This window comes from Pseudomonas sp. KCJK8993 (assembly GCF_046230915.1).
Taxonomy (GTDB): Bacteria; Pseudomonadota; Gammaproteobacteria; order Pseudomonadales; family Pseudomonadaceae; genus Aquipseudomonas; species Aquipseudomonas piscis.
Genome location: NZ_JBJJLO010000035.1, coordinates 19,771 through 42,508, shown reverse-complemented (window position 1 = coordinate 42,508; position 22,738 = coordinate 19,771). Strand labels below are relative to the sequence as shown.

22 protein-coding genes and 1 pseudogene are annotated in these 22,738 nt (G+C 66.3%); 16 read left to right on the top strand and 7 right to left on the bottom strand.

Annotation, left to right across the window (positions count from 1 at the left end):
• The first annotated feature begins 11 nt into the window (after positions 1–11).
• The 4 genes and pseudogenes from ACK6AU_RS13810 (at position 12) to ACK6AU_RS13795 (ending at position 3,844) form a co-directional block, all read left to right on the top strand.
• On the top strand, positions 12–1,133 hold the full coding sequence (locus ACK6AU_RS13810; RefSeq protein ID WP_185699352.1) for a class II histone deacetylase: 1,122 nt from the start codon (positions 12–14) through the stop codon (positions 1,131–1,133).
• A 49-nt stretch (positions 1,134–1,182) separates the two neighbouring features.
• Positions 1,183–1,716 (top strand): 2,4'-dihydroxyacetophenone dioxygenase family protein, encoded by a 534-nt coding sequence (locus ACK6AU_RS13805; RefSeq protein WP_409299622.1) that lies wholly within the window; start codon positions 1,183–1,185, stop codon positions 1,714–1,716.
• Positions 1,717–1,748: 32 nt separating this feature from the next.
• Positions 1,749–1,954: pseudogene (locus ACK6AU_RS13800) on the top strand (MFS transporter); the annotation flags it as partial.
• Positions 1,955–2,173: 219 nt separating this feature from the next.
• Positions 2,174–3,844 carry a GMC family oxidoreductase gene (locus ACK6AU_RS13795; RefSeq protein WP_409299627.1) on the top strand — a complete coding sequence of 557 codons (1,671 nt, stop codon included), beginning with the start codon at positions 2,174–2,176 and terminating at the stop codon, positions 3,842–3,844.
• Between the two features lie 26 nt (positions 3,845–3,870).
• Here the strand turns inward: ACK6AU_RS13795 and hpaA are convergent, their stop codons facing one another.
• Entirely contained in the window at positions 3,871–4,824 is a 954-nt protein-coding gene (gene hpaA, locus ACK6AU_RS13790) for a 4-hydroxyphenylacetate catabolism regulatory protein HpaA (protein ID WP_409299621.1), read from the bottom strand.
• Positions 4,825–5,028: 204 nt separating this feature from the next.
• Between hpaA and ACK6AU_RS13785 the strand changes: the two genes are divergently transcribed.
• From ACK6AU_RS13785 to hpaI, 8 genes are all read left to right on the top strand, one after another.
• The gene (locus tag ACK6AU_RS13785) at positions 5,029–5,700 is read left to right on the top strand and encodes a fumarylacetoacetate hydrolase family protein (RefSeq protein WP_409299620.1); all 672 of its coding nucleotides are present in this window, start codon (positions 5,029–5,031) and stop codon (positions 5,698–5,700) included.
• Positions 5,697–6,476: a fumarylacetoacetate hydrolase family protein gene (locus tag ACK6AU_RS13780; protein WP_409299619.1), complete on the top strand. Its 780-nt coding sequence runs from the start codon at positions 5,697–5,699 to the stop codon at positions 6,474–6,476. The genes ACK6AU_RS13785 and ACK6AU_RS13780 overlap by 4 nt, the downstream gene beginning before the upstream one ends.
• Positions 6,473–7,933: a 5-carboxymethyl-2-hydroxymuconate semialdehyde dehydrogenase gene (hpaE, locus tag ACK6AU_RS13775; protein WP_409299618.1), complete on the top strand. Its 1,461-nt coding sequence runs from the start codon at positions 6,473–6,475 to the stop codon at positions 7,931–7,933. Before ACK6AU_RS13780 ends, hpaE begins: the two co-directional genes overlap by 4 nt.
• Before the next feature lie 53 nt (positions 7,934–7,986).
• Positions 7,987–8,844 carry a 3,4-dihydroxyphenylacetate 2,3-dioxygenase gene (gene hpaD, locus ACK6AU_RS13770; RefSeq protein WP_185699359.1) on the top strand — a complete coding sequence of 286 codons (858 nt, stop codon included), beginning with the start codon at positions 7,987–7,989 and terminating at the stop codon, positions 8,842–8,844.
• A gap of 127 nt (positions 8,845–8,971) precedes the next feature.
• Positions 8,972–9,358: a 5-carboxymethyl-2-hydroxymuconate Delta-isomerase gene (locus ACK6AU_RS13765; RefSeq protein WP_185699360.1), complete on the top strand. Its 387-nt coding sequence runs from the start codon at positions 8,972–8,974 to the stop codon at positions 9,356–9,358.
• Positions 9,359–9,412: 54 nt separating this feature from the next.
• Positions 9,413–10,720 carry an MFS transporter gene (locus ACK6AU_RS13760; protein WP_185699361.1) on the top strand — a complete coding sequence of 436 codons (1,308 nt, stop codon included), beginning with the start codon at positions 9,413–9,415 and terminating at the stop codon, positions 10,718–10,720.
• A gap of 2 nt (positions 10,721–10,722) precedes the next feature.
• A complete protein-coding gene (hpaH, locus tag ACK6AU_RS13755) occupies positions 10,723–11,526 on the top strand; it encodes a 2-oxo-hept-4-ene-1,7-dioate hydratase (RefSeq protein ID WP_409299617.1) in 804 nt (267 codons plus the stop codon).
• A 10-nt stretch (positions 11,527–11,536) separates the two neighbouring features.
• Positions 11,537–12,337 carry a 4-hydroxy-2-oxoheptanedioate aldolase gene (hpaI, locus tag ACK6AU_RS13750; protein ID WP_185699363.1) on the top strand — a complete coding sequence of 267 codons (801 nt, stop codon included), beginning with the start codon at positions 11,537–11,539 and terminating at the stop codon, positions 12,335–12,337.
• A gap of 172 nt (positions 12,338–12,509) precedes the next feature.
• Here the strand turns inward: hpaI and ACK6AU_RS13745 are convergent, their stop codons facing one another.
• Both ACK6AU_RS13745 and ACK6AU_RS13740 read right to left on the bottom strand, forming a co-directional pair.
• Positions 12,510–13,661: a glycerate kinase gene (locus tag ACK6AU_RS13745; protein WP_409299616.1), complete on the bottom strand. Its 1,152-nt coding sequence runs from the start codon at positions 13,659–13,661 to the stop codon at positions 12,510–12,512.
• Positions 13,662–13,952: 291 nt separating this feature from the next.
• On the bottom strand, positions 13,953–15,086 hold the full coding sequence (locus ACK6AU_RS13740; RefSeq protein ID WP_185699365.1) for a sugar diacid recognition domain-containing protein: 1,134 nt from the start codon (positions 15,084–15,086) through the stop codon (positions 13,953–13,955).
• Positions 15,087–15,276: 190 nt separating this feature from the next.
• On the opposite strand from ACK6AU_RS13740, the gene ACK6AU_RS13735 reads away from it, so the two are divergent.
• Entirely contained in the window at positions 15,277–16,587 is a 1,311-nt protein-coding gene (locus ACK6AU_RS13735; protein ID WP_409299615.1) for an MFS transporter, read from the top strand.
• Between the two features lie 62 nt (positions 16,588–16,649).
• Here ACK6AU_RS13735 and ACK6AU_RS13730 read toward each other — a convergent pair whose 3' ends face one another.
• Together ACK6AU_RS13730 and ACK6AU_RS13725 are read right to left on the bottom strand one after the other, a co-directional pair.
• A complete protein-coding gene (locus ACK6AU_RS13730; protein WP_409299614.1) occupies positions 16,650–17,060 on the bottom strand; it encodes a hypothetical protein in 411 nt (136 codons plus the stop codon).
• Positions 17,057–17,788, bottom strand: a complete 732-nt coding sequence (locus ACK6AU_RS13725; protein WP_409299613.1) for an SDR family oxidoreductase — start codon at positions 17,786–17,788, stop codon at positions 17,057–17,059. The genes ACK6AU_RS13730 and ACK6AU_RS13725 overlap by 4 nt, the downstream gene beginning before the upstream one ends.
• 100 nt (positions 17,789–17,888) lie before the next feature.
• On the opposite strand from ACK6AU_RS13725, the gene ACK6AU_RS13720 reads away from it, so the two are divergent.
• The 3 genes from ACK6AU_RS13720 (at position 17,889) to rarD (ending at position 20,963) form a co-directional block, all read left to right on the top strand.
• Positions 17,889–18,788 (top strand): LysR family transcriptional regulator, encoded by a 900-nt coding sequence (locus ACK6AU_RS13720; RefSeq protein WP_409299612.1) that lies wholly within the window; start codon positions 17,889–17,891, stop codon positions 18,786–18,788.
• Positions 18,789–18,877: 89 nt separating this feature from the next.
• Positions 18,878–19,891, top strand: coding sequence for an aldo/keto reductase (locus ACK6AU_RS13715; RefSeq protein WP_409299611.1), 1,014 nt, complete (start codon positions 18,878–18,880; stop codon positions 19,889–19,891).
• A gap of 190 nt (positions 19,892–20,081) precedes the next feature.
• Complete coding sequence (gene rarD / locus ACK6AU_RS13710) at positions 20,082–20,963, top strand: EamA family transporter RarD (protein WP_409299610.1); 882 nt, start codon at positions 20,082–20,084, stop codon at positions 20,961–20,963.
• Between the two features lie 87 nt (positions 20,964–21,050).
• Here rarD and hpaR read toward each other — a convergent pair whose 3' ends face one another.
• A complete protein-coding gene (gene hpaR, locus ACK6AU_RS13705) occupies positions 21,051–21,473 on the bottom strand; it encodes a homoprotocatechuate degradation operon regulator HpaR (RefSeq protein ID WP_185699372.1) in 423 nt (140 codons plus the stop codon).
• Between the two features lie 128 nt (positions 21,474–21,601).
• Complete coding sequence (gene hppD / locus ACK6AU_RS13700; RefSeq protein ID WP_185699373.1) at positions 21,602–22,678, bottom strand: 4-hydroxyphenylpyruvate dioxygenase; 1,077 nt, start codon at positions 22,676–22,678, stop codon at positions 21,602–21,604.
• Positions 22,679–22,738: the final 60 nt, after the last annotated feature.

Genomic DNA, 22,738 nt, shown 5'->3' with positions numbered 1-22,738 from the left:
TGGATGTCACCATGACCTGCAAAACCGCGTTTTTCTTCGATGAACTGTGCCTGTGGCACAGCGCCAGCCCCCACAGCCTGACCCTGCCGGTAGGCGGTTGGGTGCAGCCACCGGCAGCCGCCGGACATGCCGAGTCGCCGGAAACCAAGCGCCGGCTGAAAAGCCTGATGGATGTCAGCGGGCTGACCCGGCAACTGCAACTGCGCAGCGCCGAACCGGCCAGCGACCAGGACTTGCTGCGGGTCCATGGCGCCGCCTACCTGCAACGCTTCAAGGCCCTGAGCGATGCCGGCGGCGGCGAGCTGGGCGACCAGGCACCGGTGGGGCCCGGCAGTTATGAAATCGCCAAGTTGTCCGCCGGGCTGGCCATCGCCGCGGTGGAGGCGGTGCTCAGCGGCGAGGCCGACAACGCCTACGCCCTGTCCCGGCCACCGGGGCACCACTGCCTGGCCGACCAGGCCATGGGGTTCTGTTTCCTGGCCAACATCGCCATCGCCATCGAGGCGGCCAAGGCCCGCCACGGCCTGGGCAAGGTAGCGGTGATCGACTGGGACGTGCACCACGGCAACGGCACCCAGGCGATCTTCGAGGAGCGCGCCGATGTGCTGACCCTGTCCCTGCACCAGGACGGCTGCTTCCCGGCCGGCTACGGCGGCGAGCAGGACCGTGGGCGCGGCCCGGGCCTGGGCTACAACATCAACGTTCCGCTGCTGCCCGGCGGCGGGCACGACGCCTACCTGCAAGCCATGCAGCGCATCGTGGTGCCGGCGCTGGAGCGCTTCGAGCCGCAACTGATCATCGTCGCCTGCGGCTACGACGCCAACGCCGTGGACCCGCTGGCGCGGATGCTGTTGCACAGCGACTCGTTCCGCGAGATGACCCAGTGCCTGCGCGACGCCGCCGCGCGCCTGTGTGGCGGGCGCCTGGTGCTGGTGCATGAGGGCGGCTACTCCGAGGCCTATGTGCCGTTCTGTGGCCTGGCGACCCTGGAGGCACTGTCGGGCATCCGCACCGCGGTCACCGACCCGATGCTGGAGTTCGTACGCCTGCAACAGCCCAAGGAACCGGCCCTGGCCCTGCAACGCCAACTGCTGGAGCGCCAGGCCCAGGCCCTCGAGGCCTTCGCTCGCTGACCCCGCGGGCATTGCACCAACGACGCCACGACAACCAGAGAAACCGACCATGCCTGAAGCCGCCACCCGAGAGTTCTGGAAAGACCTGCAGCCCATCGCCGACTGCTTCAAGCCCGACGCCAGGCCCGAGGTCTACCTGCCCGACGCCGCCAGCGACGACCTGAGCCTGTACGTACCTTTCACCGAGACCGTGTCTTCGCGCCCGCTGTGGATCTCCCCCAGCGAGAACCGCTGGTGCGACATCCTGATGGCCCGCAGCGCCGGGCTGGTCAACCGCCACTATCACCCCCACGAAGTCTTCGCCTACACCCTGTCCGGCAAATGGGGCTACCTGGAGCACGAATGGACCGCCACCGCCGGCGACTTCGTCTACGAGCCCCCAGGCGAAGGCCACACTCTGGTGGCCTACGCACATGAGCAGCCGATGCGGGTGTTCTTCATCGTCAAGGGCCCGTTGATCTGGCTCGACGAACAGGGCGAGCCCGACGGCTACTTCGACGTGCACTCCTACATCGCCCTGTGCCGTGCGCACTACGAAAAGATCGGCCTGGGCGCGGCCCCTATCGACACCCTGTTTCGCTGATCACTGCCTCGACCTGCGTGCGGAGAACCACCATGGCTTGTAAAAACAACCAGGCCAGCGACGAGAACATCTTGCCGGGGGGCTGTTCCTGACCTTCGGCTTCGTATTTTTCGACCGCCTGGCGCTGTCCTTGCTGTACCCCTTCATGGCCGGCGAGTTGCAACTGGGCAACCGCCACCTGGGCTTGTTGTCTTCGGTGCTGGCCCCGACCAGGGTGGTTTCCGCGGCGCTGGTGGGGCCTGGCCGAGGCCTACGGCTGGCGCCATGGGTTCAGCATCTCGCCGGTGCCCGGTTTGCTGATCTGGCGCTACGTCCAGCCGGATGCACCCAGCCGCGCAGCATCTGCAGAGGGTCCGAGCGACCACGGCTTTGTCGTCGGCCTGCAAGTGGCTCTCGATGTCGCCTCGCTGCTAGGTTTGTGAGACGGACTTTCCCTGACTGCCATGAGGCAAGCGCCATGAACAAGACTGCGCCCCACAGCTACGACTACATAGTGATCGGTGCCGGCTCCGCCGGTTGCGTGCTGGCCAACCGACTGTCCGCCGACCCTGGCGTACAGGTGTGCCTGGTGGAAGCCGGTCCCAGCGACCGTACATGGCTGCCGGGAGCCTATGTCCGCACGCCAGCGGGCCTCATCCGCCTGATCGCCAACCCGCGCTGGAACTGGATGCACGCCTTCAGCGCCCAGGCCAGCAGTGGCGACCGACCGATTCCTTGTCCCCGGGGCCGGGTCTGGGGCGGGTCCAGCGCCATCAACGGCATGATCTACATCCGTGGCCACCGCCACGACTACGACCAATGGGCCGCCGCCGGCAACCAGGGCTGGAGCCATGACGAGCTGCTGCCCTATTTCAAGCGCTCGGAACACTTCGAGCCCGGGGACGCGCTCTGGCATGGCCGCGGCGGCGAACTCAACGTCGCCGAGCAGCGCAGCCCGAGTCCGGTCAACCGGGTGTTCTTCGAGGCCGCCGCGCAGTTGGGCTGGAGCTACAACCCGGACTTCAACGGGCCGGAGCAGGAAGGTTTCGGTCCCTTTCACGTTACCCAGATCAACGGTGAACGCTGCAGCTCGGCCCGGGCATTCCTGCACCCGATCCTGCAACGATCGAACCTCACGGTGCTCAGTTCCACCCTGACTCACCGTGTACTGCTGGAGGGCAAGCGCGCCACCGGCGTGGAAGTCAGCCAGGATGGCCAGGCGCGCCAGCTGTTGGCGCGGCGCGAGGTGATTCTCTGCGCCGGGGCGATCAATTCGCCGCAACTGTTGCTGCTCTCGGGGATCGGGCCTGCCGAGGAACTGCAGCGCCACGGTATTGCCCAGCGTCATGCCTTGCCCGGGGTCGGCCACAACCTGCAAGACCACCAGGACATTGTGTTGATGTACCGCTGCCGCCCCGCATTGAGCTATGGCCTGTCGCCCCGGGGCCTGCTGCCCCTGGCCCTTTCGCCCTGGCAATACCTGGCCCGGCGCCGGGGGCCACTGACCTCCAATACCGTGGAATCCGGAGCCTTCCTGCGCCTGGACCCAGACTCGCCAGTGCCTGAGCTGGGCTTGATCGTCGCCCCGGGCCTGAGAAACCAGCCCCAGCGCCTGATCCCGGTGGGCCATGGCATCAGCCTGCACATGGCGGTGATGCATCCACTGAGCCGTGGCCGGGTGCGCCTGGCCTCGGCCGACCCGCAGGCCAAGCCATTGATCGAAGCCAACTTCCTCAGCCATCCGCAGGACCTGCACAAGCTGGTGGAGGGCCTGCGCCTGGTACGCCGGCTGGCGGCGACCCGGGCCTTCGCCCAGCACCTGCAAGGTGAGCTGGTGCCCGGGCCACAGGTGCAGAGCCAGGAACAGATCGAACAGTGGATCCGGCACAACCTGGGCACGGTGTTCCACCCGGTGGGCACCTGCAAGATGGGCCATGACGAATGGGCGGTGGTGGACGACCAGTTGCGGGTCCACGGCCTGCAAGGGCTGCGGGTGGCGGACGCCTCGATCATGCCGCAGCTGATCACCGGCAACACCAATGCCCCGGCGATCATGATCGGCGAAAAGGCCGCCGACCTGGTGCTGGCCGCCCGGCGAGCCGATTCGCAGGCCACGGTTCTGGCACCTGAACCTGAAGCATTGCGATAACGCCAGGACCAGCCGGTGCCCGTGGTTCAGCCGGCACGGGTAGCGCCGCCCATGGACGGCATTCCCCAGGTGCCGGCCCCAGGTTGCCGGGCCTTGCTCTGGCGGTATTCGCCCGGGGTCATCCGTGCATAGCGCTGGAAAAACCGGCTGAAATAGGCCGGATCCTTGAACCCCAGCTGGTAGCAGATTTCGTTGGCCGAGCTGCCGGTGAACAGCAACAGGCGCTTGGCCTCCTGCATCAGGCGCTCGTACACCAGGTGCTTGGACGGCAAGTCGGCGATGCGCCGGCAGACATCGTTGAGCCGCGCCTCGGTCACCCCGATCTGCCCGGCATAGCGCCCCAGGGGCCAGTGCTCCAGGTAGTGCGCCTCGATCAGCTCGTTGAAGCGATGGAAGATCTGCAGGTCTTCGTGGCGCGCCGGGCGGGCTTCCAGGGAGTTGGCCGAGAGCCGCAGCAGGCTGATCAGCAGCAACCGGGTCAAGGCTTGCAGCGCCGGCTCGCGCCCGGCCCCCTGCCCGTCGATTTCCTGCTGCAACTCATGGAACAGGCATTCCAGGCGCCGCACCTCGCCGGCGAACCCGGCACCGAGCCGGCCCAGGGCCACGCACGCCGGCGGCACCTGGGGAGCCGGGGCCAGGGCCGGGTCCGCGCCGATCAACTCCCATACCAGTTGCTGGCGCACCGTGAGCACATGGCCCTCGGCATCGGCCTCGGTGACGAAGGCATGGGCGATGGTCGGCGGCGTGAGGAAGAACATCGGCCCGGACTCCAGGTATTGCCGGTCGTCGAGGTAGACGCGCACCGCGCCGCTTTGCACGTAGTGCACCTGGAAGAACCGGTCATGGCGATGCACCGGCATGTTGCGGCCGAAAAAACCGGCCAGGTTGCTCAGCTTGTCGTAGTGCACCTGGGCATCGGCGTAGCGCTGGTCGTAGACCTGGCCGATGTTGATGTTGGGGATCGGTTGGCGTGGGTGCATGGCGCCCCTCTCTTGTTGTTTTCAGCACGCGGGCCTGGGCCATCCTGGGTGATTCGCCGCGTCCCCGCCAGGGTGCGGCACAACAGGCAAGACAGCTGCTTGACGATCGTTAACATATTAAATATAACGTTAATACATTAACGAATTCATCCCGCGACCGGCAAGCGCCGCACGGGCCCGAGACCCGCAACCAGGAGACGCTCGATGAGCCGAGCCTTGAACGACCACGCTGGCGGCACCCTGTTCGGCGTGGCGCTGAACTACCAGGGGTTGCTGCACGAGCATCTGGAGAGCTTCAACCAGCCGCCCTACCAGAAGCCGCCAGTGAAGCCGGTGCTGTTCATCAAGACCCCCAACACCCGCAACCAGCACGACGGCGCTGTCGAGCATCCGGCCGGCGAACGCCTGCAACCGGGCCCGGCCCTGGCCGTGGTGATCGGCAAGCGCGCCAGCCGGGTCAGCGAGGCCCAGGCCCTGGAACACGTGGCCGGCTATACCATCGCCAACGAATTCAGCCTGCCGGAGGACAGCTACTACCGCCCGGCGGTCAAGGCCAAGTGCCGCGATGGCTTCTGCGCCCTGGGCCCGGTCCTGGTGCCGGCCGCCGAGGTCGCCGACCCGCAGGCACTGACCATCAAGCTGCTGGTCAATGGCCAGGTGGTGCAGGAAAACACCACCGCCAACCAGGTCCGCAGCGTGGCCCGACTGATCGCCGAGCTCAGCGAATTCATGACCCTGGACGTCGGCGACGTGCTGCTCACCGGCACCCCCGAAGGCCGGGTCGACGTGCGGCCCGGTGATCGGGTCGATATCGAGATCAGCGGCCTGGGCCGCCTCACCAACCACATCGTCGCGCCACAGGAGGCCCGCCCATGAAACACGCCCGCATCCTGTTCAAAGGCAAGGTTCACAGGGTTCTGGTCGACGACCAGCACAACGTGCGCCTGGCCGATGGCCGCGTGCTCGGTGAGCACCAGGTCACCTGGCTGCCACCCGCCACCGGCAACATGTTCGCCCTGGGCCTGAACTATGCCGACCACGCCCGCGAGCTGGCCTTCACCCCGCCCACCGAGCCCCTGGCGTTCATCAAGTCGCCGGGCACCTACACCGGCCATAACCAGCGGACCTGGCGCCCGGATGGCGTCGTCTACATGCACTACGAGTGCGAGCTGGTGGCGGTCATCGGCAAGCCGGCGAAGCACGTCAAGCGCGCCGACGCCCTCGACTACCTGGCCGGCTACACGGTGTGCAACGACTACGCCATCCGCGACTACCTGGAAAACTACTACCGCCCCAACCTGCGGGTGAAGAACCGCGATGCCACCACCCCGGTGGGCCCCTGGATCGTCGACGTCGGCGACGTGCCCGATCCCGGCAACCTGACGCTGCGCACCTGGATCAACGGCGAGCTGAAGCAGGAAGGCACCACCGCGGACATGATCTTCGACATTCCCTACCTGATCGAATACTTCTCCAGCTTCATGACCCTGCAACCGGGCGACATGATCGCCACCGGCACCCCCGAGGGCCTGGCCGACGTGGTGCCGGGCGATGAAGTGGTGGTGGAAGTGCAAGGCGTGGGGCGCCTGGTCAACCGAATCGTCAGCGAAGCCGAGTTCTTCGCCCATCCAGCACAAGGGGCAACAGCATGATCAAGCATTGGATCTACGGCCGCGAAGTCGCCAGTCGCGACACCTTCGTCAACTACAACCCGGCCACCGGCGAGGCCATCGGCGAAGTCGCCAGCGGCGGTGCCGAGGAAGTGGCCCGTGCGGTGGCCGCGGCCAAGGAAGCGTTCCCGAAATGGGCCAACACCCCGGCCAAGGAACGCGCGCGCCTGATGCGCCGCCTGGGTGAGCTGATCGACCAGAACGTACCGCAACTGGCGGAGCTGGAGACCCTGGACACCGGCCTGCCGATCCACCAGACCCGCAACGTGCTGATTCCCCGGGCCTCGCACAACTTCGATTTCTTCGCCGAGGTCTGCACCCGCATGGACGGCCACAGCTACCCGGTGGACGACCAGATGCTCAACTACACCCTGTACCAGCCGGTGGGGGTCTGCGCCCTGGTGTCGCCGTGGAACGTGCCGTTCATGACCGCCACCTGGAAGACCGCGCCCTGCCTGGCCCTGGGCAACACTGCGGTGCTGAAGATGAGCGAGCTGTCGCCGCTGACCGCCAATGAACTGGGACGCCTGGCCGTCGAGGCCGGCATCCCCAATGGCGTGCTCAACGTGATCCAGGGCTATGGCGCCACCGCCGGCGATGCCCTGGTGCGCCACCCGGACGTGCGCGCCATTTCCTTCACTGGCGGCACCGCCACCGGCAAGAAGATCATGCAGACCGCGGGCCTGAAGAAGTACTCCATGGAACTGGGGGGCAAGTCGCCGGTGCTGATCTTCGAGGACGCCGACCTGGAACGGGCCCTGGACGCCGCGCTGTTCACCATCTTCTCGCTCAATGGCGAGCGCTGCACCGCCGGCAGCCGGATCTTCATCCAAGAAAGCGTGTACCCGCAGTTCGTCAAGGAGTTCGCGGCCCGGGCCAAGCGCCTGATCGTCGGTGACCCGACGGACCCCAAGACCCAGGTCGGCTCGATGATCACCCAGCAGCACTACGACAAGGTCACCGGCTACATCCGCATCGGCATCGAGGAAGGCGCGACCCTGCTGGCCGGTGGCCTGGAGCGGCCGGCCGGCCTGCCGGCGCACCTGTCGCGCGGGCAGTTCATCCAGCCCACGGTGTTCGCCGACGTGGACAACAAGATGCGCATCGCCCAGGAAGAGATCTTCGGCCCGGTGGTGTGCCTGATCCCGTTCAAGGACGAAGCCCAGGCCCTGGCCCTGGCCAACGACACCGAGTACGGCCTGGCGTCCTACATCTGGACCCAGGACATCGGCAAGGCCCACCGCCTGGCCCGGGGGATCGAGGCCGGCATGGTGTTCATCAACAGTCAGAACGTGCGCGACCTGCGCCAGCCATTCGGCGGCGTCAAGGGCTCGGGCACCGGGCGCGAAGGGGGTGAATACAGCTTCGAGGTGTTCGCCGAGATCAAGAACGTCTGCCTCTCCATGGGCAGCCACCCTATCCCGCGCTGGGGCGTGTAAGGTTCAGGACCGTCCCGGATCCCCCAACAATAAGATGTTTCAGGAGAAGCACCATGGGCGAAGTCGTCATGGCCGCCAAGGTCTGCCACGTTCCATCGATGTACCTGTCCGAGTTGCCGGGCAAGCACCACGGCTGCCGCGAGGCGGCCATCGCCGGGCACAAGGAGATCGCTCGCCGGGCCCGTGAGCTGGGCGCCGACACGGCGGTGGTGTTCGATGTGCACTGGCTGGTCAACAGCGGTTACCACATCAATTGCGGCGAGGTGTTCAACGGCACCTACACCAGCAACGAGCTGCCGCATTTCATCAAGAACATGACCTACGACTACCCGGGCTGCCCGGCGCTGGGGGAATTGATCGCCGCCGAGGCCAACGCCGCCGACGTGCGCACCCTGGCCCATAACATCCCCAGCCTGGAGCTGGAGTACGGGACCCTGGTGCCCATGCGCTACATGCACATGGACGTGCCCGCCGCCGAGCATTTCCAGGTGGTGTCCATCGCGGCCTGGTGCGCCTGGCACACGCTGGCCGACAGCTTCACCTTCGGCGCCGCCGTGCGCCGGGCCATCGAGAAGAGCGAGCGCAAGGTCCTGGTGCTGGCCTCCGGTTCCCTGTCCCACCGGTTTTCCGATGACCGCGAGGCCGAGGCCAACATCCACAACTGGACCCGGGAATTCGACAAGCAGGTCGACCAGCGCGTGGTGGAGTTGTGGCAGCAGGGCCGCTTCCGCGAGTTCTGCGCGATGCTCCCCGACTACGCCGAGCACTGCTATGGCGAAGGCAAGATGCACGACACGGCGATGCTCCTCGGGCTGCTGGGCGGCCCCGAGTACAACCGCCCGGCCGAGATCGTCACGCCGCTGTTCGGCAGCTCCGGCACCGGCCAGATCAATGCCATTTTTCCGTTGTGAAGGCCGTGTAAAGCGGCAAGCTGCAAGAAAACGTCAAGAGCAGCGGTGAGCCGCGAGCCCCAGCCACAAGAGATCCCTCTTGCAGCTTGCGGCTTGCCCCTTGCCGCTGCCTCCAAAGGAGGTTCCCGTGCCGCATTTCATCGCTGAGTACACCGACAACATCGAAGGCCAGGCCGACCTGCCGGGGCTGTTCGAAAAGGTCCACGACTACCTGGGCGCCAGTGGCGTGTTCCCCCTGGGCGGCATCCGCAGCCGCGGGGTGCGCCTGGACACTTGGCGCATGGCCGACGGCAAGCATGACTACGCCTTCGTCCATATGCGCCTGCAAGTGGGGGCCGGGCGCGACCTTGAAACCCGGCGCCAGGTGGCCGAGGGCCTGTTCGAGATCATCAAGGCGCACTTCGCCCAATTGCAGGCTCAGCGCTTGCTGGCCCTGTCGTTCGAGATGAGCGAGTTGGAGGCCGAGCTCAACTTCAAGCACAACAACGTCCACGCCTTCCTCAAGTCGCTGTAGCCGCCGTAACCGGCGGCTTGCGCAACCCACAAGAACAACAACGAGGCCATGCCCATGTCCCGCCCCGCCATTGCCCAGGCCCCGCTGGCCGAGGCCAACGATTGCTATCGCAAGATCACCTGGCACCTGATGCCATTGCTGTTCGTCTGCTACATCTTCGCCCACCTGGACCGGATCAACATCGGCTTCGCCAAGTTGCAGATGACCCAGGACCTGGGCTTCAGCGACAGCGTCTACGGCCTGGGCGCCGGGTTGTTCTTCATCGCCTATGCGCTGTTCGGCGTGCCCAGCAACCTGGCCCTGGAGCGGGTCGGGCCACGGCGCTGGATCGCCCTGCTGATGCTGGTCTGGGGCCTGTTGTCCAGCGCCCTGATGCTGGTCCAGGACGCCTGGGGTTTCTATGTGCTGCGCTTCTTGCTGGGGGTGGCCGAGGCCGGCTTCTTTCCCGGCATCCTGGTACTGCTCAACCGCTGGTTCCCGGCCGAGCGCCGTGGCCAGGCCACCGCGCTGTTCGCCATCGCCGTGCCCATGGCCGGAGTCCTGGGCGGCCCGCTGTCGGGCTGGATCCTGGAGAACTTCCATGACCGCGGCGGCTTGCGCGGCTGGCAATGGATGTTTTTGATCGAGGGCCTGCCGGTGGTACTGCTCGGGCTGCTGGTGCTCAAGGCATTGCCGGACAGCATCGAGCAGGCCACATGGCTCAGCGCCGCGCAAAAGGCCTGGTTGCACAAGGCCCAGCAACAAGAGGAGCAGCGCAAATCCATCAACCGCTTCAGCGACATTCTCAAGGACCGCCACGCCTGGTTGCTGGTGGGCATCTATTTCGCGGTGATGCTGGCGGTCAACACCATCGCCTTCTGGATGCCGAGCCTGATCCATCATTCCGGCGTGGCCGGGGACAGCGACGTTGGCCTGCTCAGCGCCCTGCCCTACCTCGCCGGTTGCCTGTTCATGCTGGCGGTCGGCCGCTCCTCGGACCGCCTGCGCGAACGCCGCTGGCACCTGGCCGTGCCGCTGCTGATGGCCTGCCTGGGCCTGGTGCTGACCGCCCTGGCGCCGCAGAACCCCTGGCTGGTGATGTTCGGCCTGCTGGTGGCGGGCATGGGCGCCAGCGCCGCACTGCCGATGTTCTGGCAACTGCCGCCGGCCTTCCTGGCCAGCAATACCCAGGCGGCGGGCATCGCCCTGATCAGCTCCTTCGGCAGCGTCGCGGCCTTCCTCGCGCCTTACCTGATCGGCGTGGTGCGTGATGCCACCCAAAGCGCCAGCCTGGCGCTGTACGCCCTGGCCCTGCTGATCGCCCTGGGCGCCTGGCTGGTGCTCCGGGTGCCGGCCCCTATCGTCAATCCACAAGAGAAATGAACATGCTCAGCCCCTCCGCCATCCAACAGGCCGCAGCGCGCCTCGATGCCGCCGAACGCAGCCGCGAACAGATCGGCCAGCTGTCCCTGGAATACCCGGATATCCGCATCGAGGATGCCTATGCGATCCAGCGCAGCTGGGTGGAACGCAAGATCCGCGACGGCCGCCGGCTGGTGGGCCACAAGATCGGCCTCACCTCCCGGGCGATGCAGGTGTCGTCGAACATCAGCGAGCCGGACTTCGGCGCCCTGCTGGATGACATGCTGTTCGATGAAGGCAGTGACATTCCCTTCCAGCGCTTCATCGTGCCGCGGGTCGAGGTGGAGCTGGCGTTCATCCTCGGCAAGCCCCTCAAGGGCCCCGGCTGCACCCTGTTCGATGTGCTGGAGGCCACCGACTGGGTGATCCCGGCGCTGGAGATCATCGACGCGCGCATCCAGCAGGTGGACCCGCAGACCCAGGCCACGCGCAAGGTCTTCGATACCATTTCCGACAACGCCGCCAACGCCGGGGTGGTACTGGGTGGCAGGGCCGTGCGCCCCGGCGACGTCGACCTGCGCAAGGTGCCGGCGGTGCTGTACCGCAACGGCGTGATCGAAGAGTCCGGGGTCTCGGCCGCGGTACTCAACCACCCGGCCAAGGGCGTGGCCTGGCTGGCCAACAAGCTGGCGGCCTACGACGTCGGCCTGGAAGCCGGGCAGATCATCCTCGGCGGCTCGTTCACCCGTCCGGTGGCCGCACGCCCGGGGGATGTGTTCCACGTCGACTACGCCCACCTGGGCAGCATCGCCTGCCGTTTCGTCTGAGGAGAACGCCATGGACATGCCGCAGAACCTGTTCAAGCAACGCTTGCAAGGCCACGAGCCACAGATCGGCCTGTGGCTGGGCCTGGCCAATGCCTACTGCGCCGAGCTGGCGGCCAATGCCGGTTTCGACTGGCTGCTGCTGGATGGCGAGCACGCCCCCAACGACTTGCGCAGCTTGCTGGGGCAATTGCAGGCCATCGCCCCCTACGGCGCCCACGGCATCGTCCGCCCGCCGATCGGCGATACCGCGCTGATCAAGCAGTTGCTGGATATCGGTGCCCAGACCCTGTTGGTGCCCATGGTCGAAAGCGCGGCCCAGGCGCGCCAGCTGGTCAGCGCCATGCGTTATCCGCCCCAGGGCATTCGCGGGGTCGGCAGCGCCCTGGCCCGGGCGTCACGCTGGAACAGCATCCCCGGCTACCTGGACCAGGCCGACGAACACATGTGCCTGCTGGTGCAGATCGAGAACCTGGAGGGCTTGCGCAACCTGGACGAGATCGTCCGGGTCGAGGGAGTCGACGGCGTGTTCATCGGCCCCGCCGACCTGTCGGCGGCCATGGGTCATCGCGGCAACCCCGGGCACCCGCAGGTGGTGGCGGCGATCGAGGACGCCATCCTGCGGGTGCGCCAGGCCGGCAAGGCCGCGGGCATCCTCAGCGCCGACCCGGGCCTGGCCCGGCGTTGCATCGAACTGGGGGCCAATTTCGTCGCGGTGGGGGTGGACACCACGGTGCTGATGAAGGGCTTGCAGAACCTGGCCGGGCAATACAAGGCCCAGGACGCCCCCAGCAGCGAGGGTGGGGTCTACTGAGCGGGGCTTGCGCTAGCAGACCGTTGAAAATCTACCTGCGTCGCCATCGCTGCGTTAAAAACAAGCTGGTGCGCCAGCCCGGTCAAAATGCTCATTTACCACTCGTAAACTGCGCTTTTTCGCCTGTTTTTGCCTTGCGCTGGCTGCCTCGCCTACGTTTTTCAACGGCCTGTTAGACACTGGCCTGGCGGGTAGCGGCCAGGCGCCAGAGCCGGGCGATGTCCGCCGCCCGTTCGCGCAACAATCGCGGGGCCTCGGCGCAGGCCTGTTCCAGGCTCATGGGCCCGGAGGTCAGGGCGAAGGCCACGTCCACGCCATGGGCGTACATCTGCTGGTAGCCCTCGCCGAGGGTGCCGGCGATGACGATCACCGGTACCCCTTGCTGGCGAGCGATCCGTGCCACGCCGAAGGGCGTCTTGCCGCGCAGGGTCTGGGCATCGAAGCGTCCTTCGCCAGTGATCACCAGGTCGGCGCCACGCACCGCCTGTTCCAATCCCACCAGCTCGGCGACCACTTCCACACCGGGGCGGAACCTCGCGCCGAGAAACGCCTTGGCGGCGAATCCCAGGCCGCCGGCGGCGCCACTGCCGGGTTCGTCACGCACGTCCCTGGGCAGCACCTGGGCGCAGAGATCGGCAAAGTGCCCCAGGGCCTGGTCCAGGGCCTGGACCTGCTGCGCCGAGGCACCCTTTTGCGGGCCGAAGATGGCCGAGGCGCCCTGCTCGCCACACAGTGGGTTGTTGACGTCGGCGGCGATCTCGAAACGCACCTGGGCCAGGCGCGGGTCCATGGCGTCGAGGTCGATGCTGGCCAGCTCGGCCAGGGCCAGGCCACCCCGGGGCAGCACCTGGCCCCGACGGTCCAGCAGCTTGAGCCCCAGGGCTTGCAGGGCTCCGGTCCCGCCGTCGTTGGTGGCGCTGCCGCCGATGGCCAGGATGATGCGCCGGGCGCCGGCGTCCAGAGCCGCCTGGATCAGTTCACCGGTACCGAAGGTGCTGCTGTGGCAGGCATCGCGCTGGCCTGGCGGCACCCGTTGCAGGCCACTGGCCTCGGCCATTTCGATGATCGCCGTGTGGCTCGATGCCAGCCAGCCCCAGCGGGCCTGCACTTCGCTACCCAGCGGCCCCTGGACCCGGGTGCTGCGCAGTTGCCCCTGGCAGGCGGCGAGTACCGAGTCCACCGTGCCCTCGCCACCATCGGCCATCGGGCACTGCAGCACCTGGGCTTCGGGCCAGGCCTCGGCCAGCCCCTGAGCGATGGCCTGGGCCACGCCTGCGGCACTCAGGCTGTCCTTGAACGAGTCGGGGGCAATGATGATTTTCATGGGGTTTCTCCAGTTCTCATGGCGCCATGCTGCCATTTGCCGCAGCGGCTGACGCCAGTCAGCTGCACAAGGGCGCAGGCACTTTATTGTTCATTGCTACAACCTGAACAGTCGGGATGATGGGGCGCCGTTATCCAGATGGAGCTCATGGGCCGCTTGGCGAGGATGGCGTCCTCGTGCGCAGCCTCGCAGGCTCGGCAGCGGCTACAGGGTCGTCCCGCAGGGGTAGCTGCTGTCGAGCGCCAGCGAGGCCGCGACCGGGGCGCAGCCCCCGTAATAGCGACACCGCCGTTATCCAGGAGGAAATTGGGAGGCGGGTTGCTGAGGCAGCAGTTGCACGGCCAGGTACAGCGACAGCATGCCGTCCAGGCGCAACGGGTCGACGCCGCTGAGTTCGGCAATGCGCTCCATGCGGTAGCGCAGGCTGTTGCGGTGGATGCCCAGGGCGTCGGCACAGGCCTGGCTCTGGCCGTCGTGTTCACACCAACTGCGCAGGGTCGCGAGCAACTGGCCGTTGCCGTCCTTGGCCAGGACCTTGTGCAAGGGGCTGAGCAACTCGTCCAGGGCATCCTCGTTACGGTGGCGCCAGAGCATCACCGGCAGGCGGTAGCGGTCCAGGGTCAGCAGCCGGGTAGCAGGCAGGATGTCGCGCCCATAGGCCAGCAGGTCGCTGACCCGCCGGTAGCCGCGACGCAACCCCGGCAGGCCTTCGGCCGGGCCGCCCACCGCCACCCGCTGGATATCCCAGCCCAGGCCGACGATCCGCTCCAGCAGGCGCGGGTCGTCCAGGGTCAGGCTCGCCGGGCGGCACCAGAGCAACGAGGTTTGTGCGGCACTGACGCACCAGCTGTCCGGATAGCGGGACATCAACCAGGCGCTGAGGGTGTCGACGTTCTGCCCCGCCCCGGCTTCCAGCCCCAGCTCGAACAGATAGGGAATGCGCGCCAGTTGCGGCTTGAGGCCCATCTGCCGCGCCTCGTCCACCAGGCGCGGCGAGTCGCCGCCCTCGCCCAGCAGCAGTGCCAGCAGGTCATCGCAGCGCTGGCGGCGCCATTGCTGTTCGGCTTGCTGATGACGCTGGCTCACCAGCATTTCGGCGGTCATGCGTACCAGCTCGGCGTAGGTGCGCAGCAACGCCGGATCACCGGTGATGCCCAGCACGCCGATCAAGCGCTGGTCGTGCAACAGCGGCAGGTTGATCCCCGGTTGCACGCCCTTGAGCCGGCGAGCGGTGGGCTCGTCGATCTCCACCACCCGGCCGTTGGCCAATACCAGCTGCGCGCCTTCATGGCGGGTATTGATGCGCTCCGGCTCGCCGCTGCCCAGGATCAGGCCCTGGCTGTCCATGACGTTGACGTTGTTGGGCAGGATGGCCATCGTGCGGTCGACGATGTCCTGTGCCAGGTCATGATCGAGTTCGAACATGCTCGGTGATCCTTGGGTTGGCTACGACAGGGACGGGCCACGGCACGCGCGGCGTTGTTCAGTGGCACAGGGGGAGGAGGCATTCGCTGTGCGCCGGCACAAAGACAGCGGCGCCAGGGTGGCCGAGACTCTCGGGGCGGTCAACGTTACCCTTTGCACCGTGCAAAATCATAATAAAGAGAGATCCAGCATGTCACACAGAGCCGCTGCCGCCCTGGCCCAGGCTGACGACAAGAACGCCGTCTACAAGCGCATCACCCTGCGCCTGATCCCCTTCATCTTCATCTGCTACCTGTTCAACTACCTGGACCGGGTCAACGTCGGCTTCGCCAAGTTGCAGATGCTCGACGCCCTGAAGTTCAGCGAAACGGTCTATGGCCTGGGGGCCGGGATCTTCTTCATCGGCTACGTGCTGTGCGGCGTGCCCAGCAACCTGGCGCTGACCCGCTTCGGTCCGCGGCGCTGGATCGCCTTGATGATGATCACCTGGGGCACGCTGTCCACCTGCCTGCTGTTCGTCACTACGCCAACCCAGTTCTACACCCTGCGCCTGTTTACCGGGGCCGCCGAAGCCGGATTCTTCCCAGGGGTGGTGCTGTACCTGTCGCAGTGGTTCCCGACCTTCCGCCGTGGCCGGATCATGGCCCTGTTCATGTCGGCGATCCCGGTCTCGGGCCTGTTGGGCAGCCCGTTCTCCGGCTGGATCCTCAACCATTTCGCCGCCGGCCAGGGTGGCCTCGCCGGCTGGCAGTGGATGTTCCTGCTGCAGGGCATCCCCACCGTGGTGCTCGGCGCCCTGGCCTACTTCCTGCTGAGCGACGGCTTCGCCCACGCCAAGTGGCTGAGCCCGGCCGAGCGCGCCATGCTCGAGGCCGACCAGGCCGCAGACGCCGCCAACCAGCCCAAGACCGCCAGCGACTCCCTGGCCCAGGTGTTCAAGAACCCGGCGATCTGGGCCTTCGGCCTGATCTACTTCTGCATCCAGAGCGGGGTCTATGCCATCAACTTCTGGCTGCCGTCGATCATCAAGAACCTGGGGTTCGCCGATAACCTGGTGATCGGCTGGCTCAGCGCGATTCCCTACCTGCTGGCGGCGGTGTTCATGCTGCTGGTAGGCCGCTCGGCAGACCTGAACAAGGAGCGCCGCTGGCACCTCGTGGTCCCCATGCTGATGGGCGCCGTGGGGCTTTTGATCGCGGTGAACTTCGCCGCCAACCCGGCCATCGCCATCCTCGGCCTGAGTATCGCCACCATGGGTGCCCTCACCGGCCTGCCGATGTTCTGGCCGGTACCCACCGCGCTGCTCAGTGCCGGGGCCGCCGCCGGTGGCCTGGCGCTGATCAACTCCATGGGCCAGATGGCCGGCTTCCTCAGCCCCTACATCGTCGGCTGGGTCAAGGACAGCACTGGCTCCACCGACGCCGCCCTGTACCTGCTGGCGGCCGTGATCGTCGCCGGCGCCCTGTTGGCCCTGCGCATGACCCGCACCTTGCATCGCTGAGCCCCGGCAACGCCAAAAGCCCGTTCGAGCATCGGCTGGAACGGGCTTTTTTCGTGGCGGCTTCAGTCCGGCGCGCCAGGATGCCGGGCGTCATCATGACTGCCGGTCAACGCCCCCGAGGCCGGGGCGTCCAGCTCCAGCAGCAGGCCGCCGGGCAGGCGCACGAAGATCTGCCAGAGGCCATCTTCCGGCACCTGCGCCACCTGGTACTCAAGACCGCTGGCCTGCACCCGCAGCAAGACCGCGGCGGCGGCCTGCTGGGTGCTGAAGGCGATATGGCTCAACTGCGGCGCACGGCAGACGTCTTGCTCGATGACATGCACCAGCGCCTGATCATCCTGGTACAGCCAGCGCCCGGGGAACGGAAACGGCGGACGGCGGCCCGCTTGCAGCCCCAATAGCTCGGCCAAGGCCTGGGGCAGGGTCGAGCCACCATCGGTGTTGAAGGCCAGGTGGTCGAAGCGCCAGTTCATAACAGGCCTCCACCGTCGACATCGATCAGGCTGCCGTTGATGAAGCCGTTCTCCATGGCCAGGATGAAAGCCGCCGCCACCTCCCCCGGCTCCCCGACCCGACCGACCGGCAAGCTCGCGGCCGCCTTGGCGAACATCGCCGCGCGGGCATCGGCGGGCATGCCGGCGTAGGCCTCGGTAGCGGTGATCCCCGGGCTGATCACGTTTACCCGCCGTGGCGCCAGCTCCTTGGCCAGGTGCTTGCCCAGGGCATCGAGGGCGGCATTGAGGGTGGTCTTGAGCACCTGCCCCGGGACCATCTTGCGCGACAACATGCCCGAGGTCAGGCTGATGCTGCCCCGTGCCGCCAGGTACGGCAACGCGGCCTGCACGGCGCGCCAGACGCCCCAGAACTTGACCTCGAAGGCCCGGTGGGCGTCCTGCAGGTCAGTGTCGGCCAAGGGTTTGGGAACGATGGCTGGACCGGCGCTGATCACCAGGTGGTCGAAGCCGCCCACGGCCTGGAACAAAGCCTCCAGGCTGGCGCTGTCGGTGATGTCCACGGCGATGCTGCGGGCGCTTTCCGGCAGACGCGCCTGCTGGCGCTGCAAGGCCTTAAGATCGCGCCCGGCCAGCACCACCCGGGCACCACGGGCGGCGGCCTGGTGCGCCACGGCGGCGCCGATGCCACTGCCGGCACCGATCACCACGACGGTCTGCTGGTGCAAGCCTGGATTGGAAAGAGTCATTGCAATCACCTGTTGTGAAGTAAAGGGATTACATCTTCACCGCTTGCCAATTGCAGAAAAATCCGCTTAAAACGCAAGGATCTTTAAAGGATTTTTATTAATGAGCTCGATCCTCGACCTGGAGATCTTCGTTCGTATCGCCGACGAAGGCAGTATTTCCGCGGCGGCGCGCAGCCTCGGCCTCACCGCGGCGGCGGCCAGCATCGCCCTGAAGCGCCTGGAAACCCGCCTGGGCAGTCGCCTGCTGGCCCGCTCCACCCGCAGCCTGCGCCTGACCCCGGAGGGTCGCCGCTACCTGGACAGCGTGCGCCTGGCCCTGGCCACCCTGGAGGATGGCGAACAGGCGCTCAGGCAGCAGGGCCAGGGCCTGTGCGGGGTGCTGCAGCTGTCGGCCCCTTCGGATTTCGGGCGCAACGCGCTGCTGCCCTGGCTCGACGAGTTCAAGAACCAGCACCCGCAACTGCGCCCGCAACTGCAACTCAACGACCGCCATGCCGACCTGTTCCGCGAGAGCGTGGATGTGGCCCTGCGCTTTGGCGTGCCCGGGGATTCCAGCCTGGTGGCCCTGCCGATCCTGGCCGTGCATCACCGGGTGGTCTGCGCCAGCCCGCAGTACCTGGCCCGCCATGGCACACCTCAGGTGCCCGAGGACCTGGCCCGGCACAGCGCCCTGCTCTACCTGCGCGACGGCCAGCGCTACGACCTCTGGCGCTTCGACCAGGCGGGCCAAGTGCGCGAGGTCCAGGTGCGCGGCGACTACGCGTGCGACGACGGCGAGGTCGCCCGGCGCTGGGCCCTGGCCGGCCATGGCCTGGTCTACAAGGCAAGGCTGGATGTGGCCGAGGACATTCGCGCCGGACGCCTGGTGCCACTGCTCACGGACTGGCAAGGTGAGTCCCTGCCCTTCAACCTGCTGTGCCCGCACCGCTTGCAGGTGTCCGAACGGGTGCGCTTGCTGCACGGCTTCCTGGTCCAGCGCTGCCGCGAACTCTGTCCGTGACAGGCATTGCCCCGGCGTGCGTTTCTGGTATTTGATGGTCGGCCCCGATGGCCGGCCCGGCCACCTCTCCAGCACAAGGATCCCGCCCCATGAGCTATCGCATCCTCGGTCACTCCGGCCTCAAGGTTTCCAGCCTGACCCTGGGCACCATGATGTTCGGCGAGCAGACCAGCACCGAAGACTCGCTGCGCATCATCGACAAGGCCTGGGACCAGGGCATCAACTTCATCGACACCGCCGATGTCTACAACCAGGGCCGCTCCGAGGAGATCGTCGGCGAGGCCATCGCCCGCCACCGCCATGACTGGGTGCTGGCCTCCAAGGTCGGCTTCGGCCCGGCCGACGGCGTACCCAATCGCAGCGGCCTGAACCGCAAGCACATCTTCAACGCCATCGAGGCCAGCCTGACCCGGCTCGGCACCGATTACCTGGACATCTACTACCTGCATCGCGAAGACCACGACACACCGCTGGAGGTGAGTATCGCGGCCATCGGCGACCTGCTGCGCCAGGGCAAGATCCGCCACTGGGGGCTGTCCAACTACCGGGGCTGGCGGATCGCCGAAGCGGTACGCATTGCCGACCAGTTGGGCGTGGAGCGCCCGGTGATCAGCCAGCCGTTGTACAACCTGGTCAATCGCCAGGCCGAAGGCGAACAGATCACCGCCGCCAGGGCCTACGGCCTGGGCGTGGTGCCCTACAGCCCACTGGCCCGTGGCGTGCTCAGCGGCAAGTACGCACCCGACGTGGTCCCGGATAGCAACAGCCGTGCCGGGCGCCAGGACAAGCGCATCCTGGAGACCGAGTGGCGGGTGGAGTCCCTGCGTATTGCCCAGCAAGTCCAGCAGTACGCCCAGGGCCGCGGGGTGGGTATCGTCGAGTTCGCCATCGCCTGGGTGCTGAACAACCAGGCGGTGAGCTCGGCCATCGTCGGCCCGCGCACCGAGGCCCAGTGGGACGCCTATGCCCGGGCGCTGGCCGTGCGCATCAGCGCCGAGGACGAGGCCTTCGTCGATTCCCTGGTGACCCCGGGTCACGCCTCGACGCCAGGCTTCAACGATGTCAGCCATTTCGTCCCGGGACGTTTTGCCCGCCTCGACTAAGAGGTGCCGGTGGCGGCCCGAGGGCCGCCGCCAGCGGTTCCTGGACGCGGCCCTGGGATACAAATGAAAAAATATCCCGCCGGCATGTCGCATACAGAGCAAAAATCTCGCGCCAAAACCTCTATATTGCCCTCGCTTGTTTCCCCCCCAACTCCCGGCGCCCTGCGCATTCGGGTCTTACGAGGACAGTGTGTCTAAAGGTATTGCGTTATCGGTCCTGGCGTCGGTGCTGTTCGCCGTCATGTATTTCTACACGTCGCTGCTGGAACCTCTCACCGGGGTGGAGATCTTCGGCTGGCGAATGCTCCTCACCCTGCCCTGCATGACCCTGTTCATGCTGTTCACCGGCGAATGGCCAAGGGTCGGCGACGTCTTGCGCCGGGTGCGCGCCAGGCCGGCCATGGCCCTGGCGCTACTGTTGTCCTCGGCCCTGATGGGCGTACAGCTGTGGCTGTTCATGTGGGCGCCGCTCAATGGCTACAGCCTGGATGTATCCCAGGGCTACTTCCTGCTGCCACTGACCATGATCCTCACCGGACGCATCGTCTATGGCGAGCGCCTGTCGCGGCTGCAAAAGGTGGCCGCAACGCTGGCCTGCATCGGCGTGCTCAACGAGTTGTACCAGGCCGGCAGTTTTTCCTGGGCGACCCTGGTGGTAGCCGTGGGCTACCCGATGTACTTCGTCCTGCGCCGGCGCTTGCACAGCGATCACCTGGGCGGATTGTGGCTGGACATGGCGCTGTTGATACCGGTGGCGCTTTGGGTGGTGCAAGGCGGCGAACAGGGCTTTGCCGTGCTGGATGCCCAGCCCCGGCTGTACCTGCTGATCCCGCTGCTGGGCCTGATCAGCGCCTCGGCGCTGGTGTGCTACATCATCGCCAGCCGCCAACTGGCTTTCAGCCTGTTCGGCCTGCTCAGCTACGTCGAGCCGGTGCTGCTGCTGATGGTGGCCCTGTTGCTGGGGGAAAGCATCAAGGGGGGCCAATGGCTGACCTACGTGCCGATCTGGCTGGCGGTGCTGGTACTGGTCATCGAAGGCGTGCGCCACCTGCTGCGCCAGCGCCGCAGGTGATGGGCCCGAGGGATAGCCAAAGAGCTTCCGCAAAGCGGCGCGCCGCCTCGCCCTGGCTCGCGCCCGGCTACTTTCGCCCGTGCCGCGTCAGGGCTTGATCTGCTTCAGTTCGTTGAGCAGCGCCAGCAAGGCTTGCATCTTGTCCTCGCCGAACTGCTGCTGGATCCTCTGGTAGTTGACCTCCATGTCGTCGCTCATGGACTCGAAGCAGGCATGGCCTCTCTCGGTCAGGGTGATGAACAGGCGGCGCTGGTCTTCCGGCGACTTGCGCCGGCTGACGTACTCATCGCGCTCCAGGCGCGTCAGTACCCCGGTCATGCTTGGCGGCAAGATGCAGGCCATCTTCGCCAGCTGGTGGCTTTCCAGTTCGCCGTTCTGGCGCAGGATGCGGATCACCCGCCATTGCTGTTCGGTGAGTTCGTGCTGGTTCAGGGAAGGACGGAAAAACGCCATCGCGGCCTCACGGGCCTGCAACAGGGTCAGGGTCAGGGAAGGTCTGGGGGTTTTCATCAAGGAGTCGGTCAGGGCCTGGAAACAAAGGCGAGAACATTAACACATTCACAATCGCCAACCGACAGGCAAAACCAAGCCCGGCCAGGAAAGACCTGGCCGGGCTTGGGCTTCAAGCGCTACACGGCTTATTCGGTGGCGAGCACGCCACGTCGTACCTGGTCACGCTCGATCGATTCGAACAACGCCTTGAAGTTGCCCTCGCCGAAACCATCGTCGCCTTTGCGCTGGATGAATTCGAAGAATACCGGGCCCATCAGGGTTTCCGAGAAGATCTGCAGCAGCAGGCGCTTGTCGTCCGGGTTGGACGAGCCGTCCAGGAGGATGCCACGGGCTTGCAGCTCGGAGGTCGGCTCGCCATGGCCCGGCAGGCGCCCTTCGAGCATTTCGTAGTAGGTATCAGGCGGTGCGGTCATGAAGCGCATGCCGATCTTCTTCAGGGCGTCCCAGGTCTTGACCAGGTCGTCGGTGAGGAAGGCCACATGCTGGATGCCTTCGCCGTTGAACTGCATCAGGAACTCTTCGATCTGGCCTGCGCCCTTGGACGATTCCTCGTTCAGCGGGATGCGGATCATGCCATCCGGGGCGGTCATGGCCTTGGAGGTCAGGCCGGTGTATTCGCCCTTGATGTCGAAGTAGCGGATCTCGCGGAAGTTGAACAGCTTCTCGTAGAAACCGGCCCAGTAGGCCATGCGCCCGCGATACACGTTGTGGGTCAGGTGGTCGATGATCTTCAGGCCCGCACCTGGTGGGTTGCGGTCCACGCCTTCGAGGAACACGAAGTCGATGTCATAGATCGAGCTGCCTTCGCCGTAGCGGTCGATCAGGTACAGCGGCGCGCCGCCAATGCCCTTGATCGCCGGCAGGTTCAGTTCCATCGGGCCGGTGGCGACGTGGATCGGCTGCGCACCCAGTTCCAGGGCGCGGGCATAGGCTTGCTGGGCATTCTTGACGCGGAACGCCATGCCGCATACCGACGGGCCGTGTTCCGCGGCGAAGTAGGAAGCGATGCTGTGGGGTTCGTTGTTGAGGATCAGGTTGATCGCGCCTTGGCGATACAGGTGCACGTCTTTTGAGCGATGGGTCGCGACTTTGGTGAAACCCATGATCTCGAAGATCGGCTCGAGGGTATTGGGGGTGGGCGATGCGAATTCGATGAATTCGAAGCCCATCAGGCCCATCGGGTTTTCAAAGATATCTGCCATGGTTGGCGCCTCATCATATTTTTAGAATTAACGGTTCGTTAGTTGCTATCAATGCTGAGG